Origin of the sequence: Mesorhizobium sp. B2-5-4, assembly GCF_006441095.1 — a bacterium.
Classification (GTDB): Bacteria; Pseudomonadota; Alphaproteobacteria; order Rhizobiales; family Rhizobiaceae; genus Mesorhizobium; species Mesorhizobium salmacidum.
The window spans coordinates 1-14,306 of record NZ_VFUR01000010.1 but is presented as its reverse complement, the minus strand read 5'-3'; the positions used below and the strand labels follow the sequence as shown (position 1 = coordinate 14,306).

The following is a 14,306-nucleotide window of genomic DNA, read 5'->3' as shown; positions in this document are numbered from 1 at the left end:
CCGTTCACAGCCGGGGCACGGAGAGCGCGCCGTCGACATTGATGATCGAGCCGGTCGAAAAACCCAGTCTGCCGGCAGCGAGCGCCGCCACCATGGCGCCGATGTCGGAGGCTTCGCCCCAGCGTTTCGCCGGCACCAGGCCGCTGTCGATCAGCGCGTCGTATTTGGCACTCACGCCTGCCGTCATGTCGGTGCGGATGATGCCCGGCCGCAGCTCGAACACGCCGATGTTTTCCGGGGCGAGCCTGAGCGCCAGGTTCTTCACCCACATGGAAAGCGCTGCCTTCGACATGCAATATTCGGAGCGTTCCGGAGAGGCCATCTCGGCGCTGACCGAGGTGATGGTGATGATTGACTTGGCATGATCGCCCGGCTTGGCCAGCATCGCCTTGGCGACGGCCTGGCTGAGGAAGACGGTGCCACGCAGGTTGACGCCGAGCGCGCGGTCGAAATTATCGGGTTTGAGGTCGAGAAGGTCGCCACGCGCCACGGCGCCGACGCCGGCATTGTTGACCAGGCAATCGATGCGGCCGAAGGCGCGCATGGCGGCGTCGACGAGGGAAGCATGGGTGGAAAGATCGGCGATGTCGCAGCCGAAATACGCGAACTTCGCGCCGCGCGCGGTGATGTCAGCGGCGAGCTCGCCTGCGGCTGTTTTGGCAAGGTCAGCGACGAGAATGTCGAATCCGGCGTCGGCCAGCGCCTCGGCGCAGGCAAAGCCGATGCCGCGCGCGCCGCCGGTGACGATGGCCGCCGGGCGGGTCATGCGGCAAGCTCTGTTTTGCGGATGTGTTCGGCTACCCGCAGCGCCTGGGCGGCGATCGACAGCGCCGGGTTCACGGCGGCCGAGTTCGGCAGGAAACTGGCGTCGACGACGAAGAGGTTCCGGTGATCGAAGGCGCGACAGAACGGATCGAGCGGCGACATCGCCGGATCGTCGCCCATTTTGACCGTGCCGCACTGGTGCGAGGGCGTGCGCTTGTCGAACGGGCGCGACAGCACGATGGGATAACCGCAGGCGCGGAAATTCGCGCGCATCACCTTGGTCAGGCCGTCGAGCGACTGCATGTTGGAGCGTCGCCATTGCATGACGATGTCCTTGCCGTCGACCATGATGCGGCTTTCGGGATCGGGCAGGTCTTCGCACATCAGATACCAGTCGATGGCATGGCCGGCCATGAAGTCGAGCGCGAATTTCGGCAGCCGTTTCACATTGGCCTTGAGCATGTTGCCGTCGATCTTGCCGAGAAGCTGGACATTGCCGAGCGGTTTGCCGCCCTTGCCACCCGTGAGATAGTAGTCGTTCAGCATCAGGGTCTTCTGGTAGACGGCGTCGTTCCTGCGGCGCGGATCGATCGCCAGCATGGCGCTCGAATTGTGATTCATGAAGTTGCGGCCGACCTGGTCGGAGCGGTTGGCCAGGCCTTTCCCATGAGGTGAGGGTGAGCGCAGCAGGATGACGGCTGAATTGACCGCGCCGGCCGACAGGATCACCAGTTTCGGCGCGACTTTCCTCGGCTCGCCGTTCTGGCGATAGTGAACGGCCGAGATGGTTTTGCCGTCCGGGGCTGTCTCGAGATATTCGACATAGGCGCCGGTCTCGAGCTTGATGTTCTGGTCGGTCAGGGCCGCCGTCAGCGGTCCGGTCTGCGCGTCGACCTTGCCCTGGCCGGTATTGGGAAAAGCGTCCCAGCCGGTCCTGCCCTCCTTCAGCCACGTGTCGATGTCGACGCCCAGCGGCAGGGAGGCCGGATGCAGCCCCAGCCCCCTGAGTTCGGCACGGGCGCGCGCGATCGGCGCCTCGTCGGGCACCGGCTTGAAGGCATAGGGAACCGAATGAAATGGCTCGGTTGGATCCTCGTCCAGCGCGCCGCGCACGCGGAACAGCTGCTCTGCCCTGGAATACCAAGGCTCGAATTCGTCATAGGAAAACGGCCATGCCGGCGAGACGCCGCCAAAGTGTTCCATGGCGGAAAAGTCTTCCTTGCGGTAGCGGATCAGCACCGCGCCGAAGAATTTCGAATTGCCGCCGACATAGTAGTAATTGCCTGGGTTGAACGCGGCACCGCCAGCTTCGCGCCACATCTCCTTCGGCCGGTAATGGCCGTCAACGAAGATGGCGCGTGTGTCGCGCGCGTGCGGCGTTGCCGGCAGCGGCTCGCCACGCTCCAGCATCAGGATAGAGGCGCCGCTGCCGGCCAGACCAGAGGCGATCGTGGCGCCGCCGATGCCGGAACCGATGATGACGATATCGGGGTTTGCCATCGCCTAAAGCGCGCCGCGTTTGAATTGACACATGCGACCCGCTTCAGGTCTTTTGTTTTGATGCATGTCGTTGCCCCAAAACCAGATCCATTTTTGGGCGACACGCATCAGCGAATACGGCTCTCGGTCGCCGGATCAAAGAACACAGCCTTGGTCAGGTTGAAGGCCAGCGGCGTGTTGGTGCCCGGCTGGATGTTGGCATCGGCGCGCAGCCGCGCCACCACGCCCTTGCCACCGAGATTGGTGACGGCGAAAGTGTCGGAACCGGCCGGTTCCACAACCTCGATATGACAATCGGCGGTGGCGATTTGCGAGGCGTTGCGTTCCGCGCCTTCCGGATCGGTGAGCGCCTCCGGGCGGACGCCGAAGATGATCGGCTTACCCTTGAACGCCGACAGTCCGGCCGGCGCGTTGGCCATCGGCAAGGTGATCGGGTGGCGTGCCTCGCGATCAAGCACGACGGCCAGATCGCCGCCATTACCGCCGATGGTCGCCGGGATCAAGTTCATTGCCGGCGACCCCATGAAGTCGGCGACGAAGACATTGCTCGGGTTATTGTAGATTTCCGCCGGCGTGCCGAATTGCTGCACCTCGCCGTCACGCATGACCGCGATCTTGGTCGCCAGTGTCATCGCCTCGATCTGGTCGTGGGTGACGTAGACGATCGTTGTGCCCGTGGTGGCATGCAGGCGCTTGATCTCGATGCGCATGTCGACGCGCAGCTTGGCGTCGAGGTTGGACAGCGGCTCGTCGAACAGGAACAGCTTGGGGTCGCGCACCAATGCCCGGCCCATGGCGACGCGCTGGCGCTGGCCGCCGGAGAGCTGGCTCGGCTTGCGCTGCAGCAGATGGCCGATCTGCAGTACCTTGGCCACCTTGTCGATCGCCTTCTGGCGTTCCTCGGCTGGTACGCCGCGCATCTCCATGCCGAAGGAGATGTTCCCGGCCACCGTCATGTTGGGGTAGAGCGCATAGCTCTGGAACACCATGGCGATGTCGCGCTTGGACGGGTGCAGATCGGTGATGGTGCGGCCGTCGACGCGGATATCGCCAGAGGTGATCGTCTCCAGTCCGGCAATGGTGTTGAGCAGCGTGGACTTGCCGCAGCCGGACGGACCGACCAGCACCAGAAACCCGCCCTTTTCCAGCTCGAGGTTAATCCCTTTCAGGATCTCGACCTGGCCGAAACGCTTCCTCAGACCATCAATTTCCAGAAAAGCCATTGCGTTATCCTTTGACCGCGCCGGCCATCAGGCCACGCACGAAATAGCGGCCGGCGAGCACATAGACGAGAAGGGTGGGCAGCGCGGCGATCATCGCAGCCGCCATGTTGACGTTGTATTCGACGACGCCGGTCGAGGTGTTGACGACATTGTTGAGCGCTACCGTCATCGGCATCGCGTCGCCTGTGCCGGCATAGGCGGAGGCGAACAGGAAGTCGTTCCAGATGTTGGTGAACTGGTAGATGACGGTGACGACGAAGATCGGCATCGAGTTCGGCAGCATGATGCGCCGGAAGATCTGGAAGAAGGAAGCGCCGTCCACCTGCGCGGCCTTCACCAGTTCGGTCGGGAACGCCTCATAATAGTTACGGAAGAACAGCGTGGTGAAGCCGATGCCGTAGACGACGTGGACGAACACCAGGTTGACCGTCGGGTTGCCGAGGCCGAAGCTGGTTCCGACCGTGTTCTGCAGCGTCACGCCGAACCGTCCGAGGCTGCCCAGGATCGTCGCCATCGGCAAGAGCACCGACTGGAACGGGATGAAGCAGGCAAACAGCATCAGCCCGAACACCAGTGTCGCGCCGCGGAAACGCCATTTGGTCAGCACGTAGCCGTTGAGCGCGCCGAGCATGGTCGAGATCAGCACGGCGGGAACCACCATCTTGATGGAGTTCCAGAAATAGCCCTTGATGCCGGCGCAGGTGAGGCCAACGCAGGTCTCGCCCCATGCCTTCAGCCAGGGCTCGAAGGTCGGCGCCTTGGGCAGCGCCAGCATGTTGCCGTTCTGGATCTCGTCCATGGTCTTGAACGAGGTCACCAGCATGACAAACAGCGGCATCAGGTAGAACAGCGCGAACAGCGCCAGAAGCCCGTAGATGACGATGCGGTTGACGATCTTGACGTTCATGCCGCCGCTGGCCTGGCGGGTGGGAATGGTCACGGCGCTCATCGCGACTTCTCCCTGAGTTCCGAATAGAGATAGGGCACGATGATGGCGACGATGGTCATCAGCATGATCACGGCACTTGCCGAACCGACGGCCATTTCGTTGCGCTTGAAGGTGTATTCATACATGAAGTTGGACGGCAGCCAGGCCGAGCCGCCGGGGCCACCGCTGGTCAGCGCCACAACCAGATCGTAAGATTTGATGGCAAGGTGCGCGAGCACGATGAAGGCTGACAGGAAGATCGGCCGCAAGAGCGGAATGACGATGCGGCGATAGAGCTGGAAGGTGGTGGCGCCGTCGATCTGCGCCGCTTTCATGATCTCGCCGTCAATGCCGCGCAGGCCGGCCAGGAACATCGCCATGATAAAGCCGGAGGCCTGCCAGACACCGGCGATGACCACGGTGTAGATGACGAAATCCTTGTTCTTGATCCAGTCGAAATGGAAGCTCGTCCAGCCCCATTGATGCAGCGTCTGCTCGAGACCGAGGCCAGGGTCGAGGAACCATTTCCAGGCAACGCCGGTGACGATGAAGGAGAGCGCCATCGGGTAGAGATAGATCGGACGCAGCACGCCTTCACCGCGGATCTTCTGGTCGAGCAGGATGGCCAGGAACAGGCCGAGCGCCAGGCAGATCAAGATGTAGAGAAAGCCGAAAATGCCCATATTGGTGATCGACGTGTACCAGCTCGATGGCGGGTTGGTGTCGAAAGTCCAGCCCCACAGTCGCTGATAGGCGCGCCCGCCCGTTATAGCGTAGGACGGGAAGGTCTTGGAGTTGGTGAAGGATAGGTAGATCGTCCACAGGATGAAGCCGTAGACGAAAACGATAGTGATGGCGAAGCTCGGCGCCAGCACGATTTTCGGCAAGGCGTCCTGCAGGCGCGACCGCACAGAGGTGCGCGGGCGGGCATGCTCCGGCGTCAGCTTGATCTGGCTTGTCGCAACTGTGCTCATGGGTTCCTCCCATCGGCGTCCGGCCGACCGGCCTCACGGGAACCTTCCCCGCCGGAGCGGGGAAGGCGTTTTCGTGCGTAACGCTTACTTGGCGTCGTCGATTGCCTTGACCAGTTCGGTCACGGCCTCGTCCGAGGTCTTGATCTGACCATGGACGAATTTGGAGATGACGTCCTTGTAGGCGTTGGCGACAGCCGGGGGCGCGCCATAGCCCTGGGCGAGCGAGCCGAACAGCGTGCCGCCTTCATTGGCCTTCTTCAGGTCGGCAATACCCTTCTTGCCGCAAGCGTCGAAGTCGGTGTCAGGCACGTCGGTGCGGGCCGGAACCGAACCCTTGACGACGTTGAAGGCCGACTGGAAGCTCTTCGACAAAGTGGCGGTGGCGAGTGCAACCTGGGCGGCCTTGCGGTCGTCCGGGACATTGAACATGCCGAACATGTCGGAGTTGTAGATCACCGAGCCGTCGGTGCCCGGGAAGCGATAGCAGAGGAAGTCGGTGCCTGGGGTCTTGTTGGCGGCGTGGAATTCGCCCTTGGCCCAGTCGCCCATGACCTGCACCAGCGCATCGCCCTTGATGACCATGGCGGTGGCGAGGTTCCAGTCGCGGCCCGAGAAGTTCGGGTCGACATAGGTGACGAGCTTGGCGAGATTGTCGAACGACTTCTTCATCGTGTCGGACTTGAGCGAAGCGTCGTCGAGGTCGTTCATCGCCTTCTTGTAGAACTCCGGCCCGCCGGTCGACAGCACGACGGAATCGAACATGGTGGCTTCCTGCCAGTTCTGACCACCAAGCGCGAGCGGGGTGACGCCGGCCGCCTTGGCCTTGTCGAGCAATGCCACGAAGTCGTCGAAGGTCTTCGGCTCGGTGCCGCCGATCTTGTCCATCACCGCCTTGTTGATCCACAGCCAGTTGACAGAGTGGACGTTGACCGGAGCCGCGACCCACTTGCCTTCATAGACGGCGAATTTCTGCAGGGCGGCCGGAACCGACTTGTCCCAGCCTTCCTTCTTCGCCGTCTCGGTGAGGTCGCCCATGACGCCGGCAGCGGCATAATCGAGCACGGTGTAGCCGAGCATCTGCGAGGCGGTCGGATAGTTGCCGGCCGCGACCATCGCCTTCAGCGCGGTCATGGCGGCATCGCCGCCGCCGCCAGCCACGGGAACGTCCTTCCAGGCATAGCCTTCCTTGGCCAGATCGCCCTTGAGCACGTTGAGAGCAGCCGCTTCGCCACCCGACGTCCACCAATGCAGCATCTGCACTTCCTTGACATCCTCGGCATGGGCCGCGAAAGCCAGGCCCGAAGCGAGCGCCGTTCCGATAAGCAGTTTGCTCAACATGTACTTCCTCCCTTGTTGCATTACACGACCGGTGGCAGCCCACCGGGTTCTTCCCAACTCAGCCGACCCACCAACCGGTGCGCTGGCCGCGATGAAACTGGATTGTCTTTTCCTCGGTATAGTCCTCGACGGCGCGCTTGCCGAGTTCGCGGCCCAGGCCCGACTGCTTGTAGCCGCCGAACGGCAGTTCGGGATAACCTTCCATGAACGTGTTCACCCAGACCGTCCCCGAACGCACGCCCCGCGCCACCGACATGCAGGTGTCGATGCTGGCGCTCCACACACCCGCCGACAGACCATAGGGCGTGTTGTTGGCAATGTGCAACGCCCTTTCAATCGATTCAAAAGTCAGCACCGATAGCACCGGCCCGAACACTTCCTCGCGGGCGACGGCCATGTTTTCGGTGACGTCGCGTAAGATCGTCGGGTCGAGATATTGGCCGGCATTGGAAGGGCGTTGCGCGCCGCCACTGTAGATGCTGCCGCCGTCACTCGCGGCTGCCGCCACGTAATCCGTCACCTTGGCCAGATGGTCGGAGGAAATCATCGCGCCGACCTTGGTCCTGTCATCGAGCGGATCGCCCACGGTTACCTTGGCTGTCAACGCCTTCACCGCGGCCAGGAAATCATCGGCGATCGCCTCATGCACGATCAGCCGGCTGCCGGCATTGCAGCATTCGCCGGCATTGAAGAAGCCGCCGAACACCGCTGCATCGGCGGCCGCCACGAGATCGGCATCGGGAAAGACGATCTGGCCGTTCTTGCCGCCGAGCTCCATCGACACCTTCTTCAGGGAGTTCGAGGCCGCCGCCATGGTCATCTTGCCAACGCGGGTGGAACCGGTGAACGAAACCATCTCGACCAGGGGATGGCTGACCATCGGCGCGCCGACATCGGCGCCGAGACCGGCGAGGACATTGACGACGCCGGCGGGCACGCCGGCTTCGAGCAGGATGTCGCCAAGCACGAAGGTCGAGGCCGAGGTCATCTCGCTCGGCTTGACCACCGCCGTGCAGCCGGCGGCGAGCGCGAAAGGCAGTTTCTGGCTGACGATGAGGAACGGAAAATTCCACGGCGTGATGATCGAGACGACACCGACCGGCTCGCGCAGCACCACACCCAGCATGGCGTCGCCGAGATTGGCGTAGCTTTCGCCGTGCAACGTGCGGGCCAGCGAAGCGGCATAGCGCCAGATGTCAACGGCGCCGCCGATCTCGCTGCGCGCCTGGGCGATCGGCTTGCCGGATTCCAGCGCATCGAGCCGCGCGATGTCTTCCAGCCGCGCCTCGATCAGGTCGGCCGTCTTGAGCAGGATCGCGGCGCGCTCGGCCGCTTTCATGCGCGGCCAGGGACCGGTCTCGAACGCCCTGTGCGCTGCCTGCATCGCGGCTTCCACTTCGGCGGCACCTGCCAGGGCATAATGTGAAACGGTGAAGCCGTGGCCGGGGCTCTTGCGTTCCAGCATGCGGCCGTCGCGGGCATCGACATGCTTGCCGTCGATCAGAAGCTTGTATGCCTTGGGAGCCGCGGAGGCCTCGGCAGGCATGGAAATCTTGAGAGGTGCATTCATGTGATTTCCACTCTGTTCTAGGAACGCGAAAACACGGGCTTTTGCTTGGTCTTGAAGGAGCCGACGCCGGCCTTGAGATCGCCGGTGAGCGCTATGAAGCCGCTGGCCAATACTTCGGTCGCGGCAGCGCTTTCTTCGCCTTCCGCCACTGCGATCATCAGCTTGGCGGCTTCGGTCGCCAGCGGCCCGCGTTCGGCGATTTTTTCAGCCCATGTCTTGGCTTCACCCGACGCTTTGCCGGTTTCGACGATGCGATCGACGATACCCAGCGCAAGCGCTTCCGCCGCCAGAAAAATCTCGCCACCGACAGCCATACGGCGCACCGTCTGAGCGCCGAGGCGGCGCACCGCGCGTTGCGTGCCGGACCAGCCGGGGACGACGCCGATCGAGGTTTCGGGAAAGCCGAGTTTCACCTGCGTTTCCGCGACGCGAAAATCGCAAGCGACAGCCAATTCGAGCCCACCGCCGAGCGCATGGCCGGACAGAACGGCGATGGTCGGCTGCCGCAGCCGTGCCAGCCGGTCGAAGACACGGTGGCCGTAGCGCACCCATTGCACCTGGAAATCGGCGGCACTCATGCCGCCCCAGGCTTCGACATCGCCGCCGGCGCAAAACCCCTTGCCTTCGCCGCATATGAGCACCACGCGCACACCTTCGGCGCTTTCCGCCTCGTCGAGCGCCGCTTCCAGCGCGCGCAGCATCGGGATGTCGAGCGCGTTGAATTTTTCGGGCCGGCGCAAGGTGACGGTGCCGATCGCACCATCCTGCTCGAAGGTGACGAGGCGCTCAGCCATGCACGCCTCCGAGCGGGGTGCTGCCATTGAGCGAAAGGCCGATCGGCCGATCCTGGTAGAGCGCGGTCGGCGTCACCTTGAGGTCGTTGGCTACATTGAGCGGGATCTCGGCTTGACCAAGCACATCGCGCTCGAGGTCGATGCCCGGCGCCAGTTCCGTCACCATCAGCCCATCTGACGTCAGCTTCATCACGCAACGCTCGGTCACATAGGTGATATCCTGTCCCTGCGCGACGGCGCGCTTGCCGGAGAAGGAGATGTGCTCGACCTCCTCGACGACTTTCTTGACCTTGCCTTCCGCGTCGATGCGGATGCCGCCATCGGCGAGCGACAGCTTGGCTCCGGCATTGAAGAAGCCGGAAAACACGATCTTCTTCGCCCGCGACGTGATGTCGACGAAGCCGCCGGCGCCGGCGGTGACATGCGGCCGTGCCGAAAGCTTCGAGACGTTGACCGAGCCGTGGCGGTCGATCTGCAGGAAGGAGAGCAGCGAAGCGTCGAAGCCGCCAGCCTGGAAATAGATGAACTGGTGCGGCGAGGGCATGATCGCCTCGGCATTGGAGGCGCAGCCGAACTTGAAGTCGAGCAGCGGCACGCCGCCGACAGCGCCCTGTTCGATCAGCCAGGTGACCTTGCCGTGCTGGCCTTCTTCCAGAAGGATGCGCGGCACGTTGGCCGAGATGCCGAAGCCGATATTGACGGCCATGCCGTCGCGAAGCTCCATGGCGACGCGGCGCGCGATCACCTTCTGAACGTTCATTTCCGGCGTGCGGAAGCTCGACAGCGGCCGGAAGATTTCACCCGAAATCGCCGGATCGTAAGGCGTCAGCGTAGTCTGCAACTGGTCGGGCGCGACGACGATATGATCGACCAGCACCCCCGGCACGCGCACATCATGCGGCTTCAGCGTGCCGTTCTCGACGACGCGCTTGACCTGCGCGATGACGATGCCGCCATTGTTGCGGGCGGCGAGCGCCTGTTCCAGGCCGCCGAGATAGGCGCCCTCATGCTCATAGGTCAGGTTGCCGCGCTCGTCCGCGGTGGTGGCCCGGATGATCGAAACCTGGGGCACGATGGCGCGGAAATAGAGCCATTCCTCGCCGTCGAACTGCTGCACCGAGACGATCGGCTCGCCGGCGGCGGCGTTCATCGCGCAACCCTGGTGGCGCGGGTCGGCGAAAGTGTCGAGGCCGACCTTGGTCAGCACGCCCGGCCGCTTGGCGGCGGCCTCGCGGTGCATGTCGAACAGGATGCCGGACGGCACGTTATAGGCGGCGACTGAATTGTCGCCGATCATCTTCCAGATCCGCGGCGGCTCGGCGGAGGAGGGACCCGACGGATAGGAGCCGCACAACGTACGCTTCAACAGGCCCGGCTTGGCCAGATGATCGATGCCCTTGATGCCATACATATCGCCGGCGGCGATCGGGTGCAGCGTGGTGATGTCCTTCGGATGGCCCTCGCTGTCAAAGCGTTCGCCGATGGCGGCGAGCACGGCGTCCGGACAGCCGAGGCCGCTCGACGAGGACACCGAGACGACCGTGCCATCCTTGATCAGGCTGGCTGCCTGCGCCGACGAAACGACCTTGCTCAATTCATGCTCCCGAGTTTCGGGTCGATCTTGACGGCTCTGCCGGAATTGGCCGATTGCAATGCCGCCTCGGCCGCGGCGAGCGACCAGATGCCGTCCTCGCCGGTGGCGGAAGGCTGGCCCTCGCCACGGATCGCGGCATGGAACCGGCGCACCGACCTGACATAGAGATTCTCGCGGTCGCAGCTCAATTCTTCTTCGCCGCTGGCGGTGCGCAGAAGGACCGAGCCGACCGGTTTCTGCGTCATCACGTTACGGGCGATCAGCGAGCCTTGGGAGCCGTGCACCTCGAAGCCGGTGTCGGCAAATCTGGTGGTGAAGCCTTCATGCGATTGCGCGATGAGGCCCGACTTGAAGCGCCAGATACACATGGCGCCGTCTTCCAGCCCGCTGCCGGCCATACCGGCGGATTGCGTGAAGGCGGAAACCTCGACCGGATCGTCGCCAAGCACGAAGCGCAGCGTGTCGGCATCGTGCACGGTGATGTCGAGCACCACGCCGCCGCCCGCCTCAGGCCTGGCGATGCGCCAACCCTGCAGGTTTTCGGGCAGGTAGACGGCGTGGAAGACCCGCGCGGCGATCGGCTGGCCGATGCGGCCTGCGCTAACAGCCTCGCGCATGGCACGGTGCGCGCCGGCGTTGCGCAGATGATGATTGGTTCCGAGCACGATGCCCGCGGCCTTGGCCGCAACGACCATTCTGCGCGCGTCGTCGCTGGTCAGCGCCAGCGGCTTTTCACACAGCACATGCTTTCCCGCCTTGATCGCGGCCAGCGCCTGTTCGAGGTGCAATTCGTTGGTGGTCGAGATGTAGACGGCGTCGATGTCGGATCCGAGCAAGGTATCGAGATTTGATACGGCGGCTGGAATACCATTTTCCCTTGCGTAGGCCGTGGCGCGTTCGGAGTTGGAGCTCATTACCGCCGCGATCTCGCCATCGGCTTGCGCGCGAATGGCGTCGATCATGAATTGCCGGGCGATCGTGCTGGCGCCGATCAGCCCCCATTTGACGCTCATGTCGCGGCTCCCGTAGGCCTTTTTTGCGTGCGGCGATCTGGGCCGCAGCTTTCCCTGACCACGAGATTGACGGCGCCGATATGGTCCTCGGCGCGCGTGGTGCGCGACTGGATCATCTTGATCATGACGTGGGCCGCGCGTTCGCCGAGACCGGCGGAGTCCACCGCGACGCTGGTCAGCGGCGGCATATAATGTTCGGCCTCGACCACATCGTCGAAGCCGACGACGGCGAAATCCGGGCCCGGCTCAAGTCCACGCTTGCGCAGCGCTAGCATGACGCCGAAGGCAACGGCATCGTTGAAGCAGAGCGCCGCGGTTGGCGGCTCCGCCATTGCGAGTGACGTTTCCAGGCAGGCCATGCCGCCCTTGCGGTTGGTCTCGCCCTCGATGATGAGCGCGTCGCGAGCGTCGATGCCGAGCGTCTCGCAGGCCTCGCGAAAGCCGCCCAGCCGCTCATGGTAGACCACCAGATCAGACGAGCCGCCGAAGAAGGCCAGGCGTCGATGTCCCTTGCCGACGAGATGAGCGGTGGCGAGATAGGCGCCCCGATGATTGTCGGGAGCAATCACCGGAATGCGGCTTTCAGGCAGCCGGCGCATGGCGAAGGCAATCGGCAGACCGGCTATTTCCAGCCGCCGGAACGCCCCTGGCGTGGTGCCGCGCGCCGGGGAAACGATGAGCCCGGCGACGCCCTGTTCCATCAGAGACTTCAGCACTTCTTCCTGGCGCACCGGATTTTCGGCCGTGTTGGCGATGAAGGGCACGATGCCGGCCGATTGAAAAACACGCTCCATGCCCACTGCCAGTTCCGCGAAGAAGGGATTGGTGAGATCGTTGATGACCATGCCGATGACGTTGGAATGGGCCTTGCGCAGATTGGCGGCGCCGCGGTTGTAGACATAGCCGACATCCTCGATCGCCTTGCGCACCTTGACCGCGGTTTCGGGGCGGATCAGGCCGCTGCCCTGCAGCACGAGCGACACCGTCGATTTGGACACGCCCGCTTCGCGGGCAATGTCGAAGATCGTCGCCTTGGCCCGACTGGCCATCCTGATATCCTCCCGGTTTTCTAAATCGACGTTTATTGGAACGTTCTAATCTCTGCGTCGTAGGCGAGTCAATCGGGATTTTTTCTCAATCAGAAGGAAGCGATCATATGTGGTCAAGAAACATGCCATCCAAGGCCATTTTTTGTTGCAACGCAGCATTGGCTGGCCGGCCATTTCGAATGTTAGAGGTTCTTGATTTATTGGAACGTTCCATTTAATAAGTGTCGAAAAGGGAGAGATTGATGGATATTGCCTTGCCGGGCGAGAGTGGCCGCAGCACATGTTACGCGCTTGTCGGACAGCCGGTCCAGCCGGTGATCGGCGCGGGGTTCCCGCGCATAGCCTATGCCGCAGCGCATGTCGTTGCCGATCCCCTCAAGATGACCGATCCGTGGTCGCGGCCAGTGGTCGACTGGGACAGGACGATGGCGTTTCGTCATCATCTGTGGCGGCTCGGCTTCCGCATCGCAGAGGCGATGGACACGTCGCAGCGTGGCATGGGCTTCGATTGGACAAATGCGCAGGAATTGATCCGCCGTTCAATCGCGGAGGCGCGAACCGTCGCTGGCGCCGATCTCGCCTCGGGTGCCGGAACCGACCATCTGGCGCCGGCGTCGGCCAGGACACTGGACGATGTGGTCGCCGCCTATGAGGAGCAGTTCGCTTTCATCGAAGGCCAGGGTGGCAAGGCGATCATGATGGCGAGCCGCGCCCTGGCAGCCGTGGCGAAGGGGCCGGACGACTACGCCCTGGTTTACGACCGCATATTGGGCCAAGCCTCCGGCAAGGTCATCCTGCACTGGCTGGGCGACATGTTTGATCCGGCCTTGAGGAGTTATTGGGGCAGCGACGATTTTGAGGCCGCGCTCGATACGGTGATCGCCATCATCGAGCGCCACGCCGGCAAGGTCGACGGCATCAAGATATCGCTGCTCGACGCCGGCAAGGAGGTGGCGCTCAGGAACCGGCTGCCGGACGGCGTGTTGATGTTCACCGGCGACGACTTCAATTATCCCGAACTGATCGCCGGAGACGGCAAGCGGCACTCGCACGCATTGCTCGGCATTTTCGACGCGATCGCGCCGGTTGCCAATGCCGCGCTGGCGAAGCTGGCTGACGGCGATCGTGCCGGCTACGACGCGCTGATGGCGCCGACCGTGCCGCTGTCACGAAAAATCTTCGAGGCGCCGACCGAATATTATAAAGCCGGCATCGTCTTCATGGCCTGGCTGAACGGCCACCAGGATCATTTCGCGATGGTTGGCGGCATGCAGTCGGCGCGCGGCATCCTCCATTATGCCGATGTCTTCCGCCTAGCCGACCAGGCTGGACTGCTGGCGGATCCGGAGATGGCGATTGCCAGGATGAAGAGCCTCTGCGCCGTCGCAGGCATTTAAGCGAGTTTCGCGATCGGATCAGCCGTCGTCCATCCCAGTCGGCGTCAAGACGGGCGCTCCGCGATGCAAGGTCCGATTGTCCGGTGCCCTTCCCGAGAGATGGGTGACAGTTCATTCCGGATAGATGGGTTACACTTTCGGCCCTTTGCAAGGAGAGCAAG

Annotated in this window: 12 protein-coding genes; 1 reads left to right on the top strand and 11 read right to left on the bottom strand. The window is 63.3% G+C overall.

Annotated features, from left to right (window positions below; genetic code table 11):
* Nucleotides 1-4: 4 nt before the first annotated feature.
* The 11 genes from FJ492_RS14525 to FJ492_RS14475 all read right to left on the bottom strand — a co-directional run bounded on the left by FJ492_RS14525 (nt 5) and on the right by FJ492_RS14475 (nt 12,748).
* A complete protein-coding gene (locus FJ492_RS14525; RefSeq protein WP_140770571.1) occupies nt 5-766 on the bottom strand; it encodes a 3-ketoacyl-ACP reductase in 762 nt (253 codons plus the stop codon).
* Nucleotides 763-2,265 (bottom strand): GMC family oxidoreductase, encoded by a 1,503-nt coding sequence (locus FJ492_RS14520; RefSeq protein WP_140745318.1) that lies wholly within the window; start codon nt 2,263-2,265, stop codon nt 763-765. Before FJ492_RS14520 ends, FJ492_RS14525 begins: the two co-directional genes overlap by 4 nt.
* A gap of 107 nt (nt 2,266-2,372) precedes the next feature.
* Entirely contained in the window at nt 2,373-3,488 is a 1,116-nt protein-coding gene (locus tag FJ492_RS14515; RefSeq protein ID WP_140770569.1) for an ABC transporter ATP-binding protein, read from the bottom strand.
* Between the two features lie 4 nt (nt 3,489-3,492).
* Nucleotides 3,493-4,437, bottom strand: a complete 945-nt coding sequence (locus tag FJ492_RS14510) for a carbohydrate ABC transporter permease (protein WP_140711922.1) — start codon at nt 4,435-4,437, stop codon at nt 3,493-3,495.
* A complete protein-coding gene (locus tag FJ492_RS14505; protein ID WP_140504270.1) occupies nt 4,434-5,390 on the bottom strand; it encodes a sugar ABC transporter permease in 957 nt (318 codons plus the stop codon). Before FJ492_RS14505 ends, FJ492_RS14510 begins: the two co-directional genes overlap by 4 nt.
* Nucleotides 5,391-5,474: 84 nt before the next feature.
* The gene (locus FJ492_RS14500; RefSeq protein WP_140770567.1) at nt 5,475-6,728 is read right to left on the bottom strand and encodes an ABC transporter substrate-binding protein; all 1,254 of its coding nucleotides are present in this window, start codon (nt 6,726-6,728) and stop codon (nt 5,475-5,477) included.
* A gap of 58 nt (nt 6,729-6,786) precedes the next feature.
* Entirely contained in the window at nt 6,787-8,298 is a 1,512-nt protein-coding gene (locus FJ492_RS14495; RefSeq protein WP_140770565.1) for an aldehyde dehydrogenase family protein, read from the bottom strand.
* 17 nt (nt 8,299-8,315) lie between these two features.
* A complete protein-coding gene (locus tag FJ492_RS14490; protein WP_140770563.1) occupies nt 8,316-9,092 on the bottom strand; it encodes an enoyl-CoA hydratase/isomerase family protein in 777 nt (258 codons plus the stop codon).
* Nucleotides 9,085-10,686, bottom strand: a complete 1,602-nt coding sequence (locus FJ492_RS14485; RefSeq protein WP_140770561.1) for an acyl CoA:acetate/3-ketoacid CoA transferase — start codon at nt 10,684-10,686, stop codon at nt 9,085-9,087. The genes FJ492_RS14490 and FJ492_RS14485 overlap by 8 nt, the downstream gene beginning before the upstream one ends.
* Nucleotides 10,683-11,699, bottom strand: a complete 1,017-nt coding sequence (locus FJ492_RS14480; RefSeq protein ID WP_140770559.1) for a Gfo/Idh/MocA family oxidoreductase — start codon at nt 11,697-11,699, stop codon at nt 10,683-10,685. The genes FJ492_RS14485 and FJ492_RS14480 overlap by 4 nt, the downstream gene beginning before the upstream one ends.
* Nucleotides 11,696-12,748 (bottom strand): LacI family DNA-binding transcriptional regulator, encoded by a 1,053-nt coding sequence (locus FJ492_RS14475; protein ID WP_140711914.1) that lies wholly within the window; start codon nt 12,746-12,748, stop codon nt 11,696-11,698. Before FJ492_RS14475 ends, FJ492_RS14480 begins: the two co-directional genes overlap by 4 nt.
* A 242-nt stretch (nt 12,749-12,990) precedes the next feature.
* On the opposite strand from FJ492_RS14475, the gene FJ492_RS14470 reads away from it, so the two are divergent.
* Complete coding sequence (locus FJ492_RS14470; RefSeq protein WP_140770557.1) at nt 12,991-14,145, top strand: dihydrodipicolinate synthase family protein; 1,155 nt, start codon at nt 12,991-12,993, stop codon at nt 14,143-14,145.
* The last annotated feature ends 161 nt before the right edge of the window (nt 14,146-14,306 follow it).

Bases quoted from the DNA above. Each gene is read 5' to 3' on its own strand.
- FJ492_RS14470 (WP_140770557.1), top strand. From the start codon at position 12,991: ATGGATATTGCCTTGCCGGGCGAGAGTGGCCGCAGCACATGTTACGCG.
- FJ492_RS14475 (WP_140711914.1), bottom strand. From the start codon at position 12,748: ATGGCCAGTCGGGCCAAGGCGACGATCTTCGACATTGCCCGCGAAGCG.
- FJ492_RS14490 (WP_140770563.1), bottom strand. From the start codon at position 9,092: ATGGCTGAGCGCCTCGTCACCTTCGAGCAGGATGGTGCGATCGGCACC.
- FJ492_RS14520 (WP_140745318.1), bottom strand. From the start codon at position 2,265: ATGGCAAACCCCGATATCGTCATCATCGGTTCCGGCATCGGCGGCGCC.
- FJ492_RS14500 (WP_140770567.1), bottom strand. From the start codon at position 6,728: ATGTTGAGCAAACTGCTTATCGGAACGGCGCTCGCTTCGGGCCTGGCT.
- FJ492_RS14495 (WP_140770565.1), bottom strand. From the start codon at position 8,298: ATGAATGCACCTCTCAAGATTTCCATGCCTGCCGAGGCCTCCGCGGCT.
- FJ492_RS14510 (WP_140711922.1), bottom strand. From the start codon at position 4,437: ATGAGCGCCGTGACCATTCCCACCCGCCAGGCCAGCGGCGGCATGAAC.
- FJ492_RS14505 (WP_140504270.1), bottom strand. From the start codon at position 5,390: ATGAGCACAGTTGCGACAAGCCAGATCAAGCTGACGCCGGAGCATGCC.
- FJ492_RS14525 (WP_140770571.1), bottom strand. From the start codon at position 766: ATGACCCGCCCGGCGGCCATCGTCACCGGCGGCGCGCGCGGCATCGGC.
- FJ492_RS14515 (WP_140770569.1), bottom strand. From the start codon at position 3,488: ATGGCTTTTCTGGAAATTGATGGTCTGAGGAAGCGTTTCGGCCAGGTC.
- FJ492_RS14480 (WP_140770559.1), bottom strand. From the start codon at position 11,699: ATGAGCGTCAAATGGGGGCTGATCGGCGCCAGCACGATCGCCCGGCAA.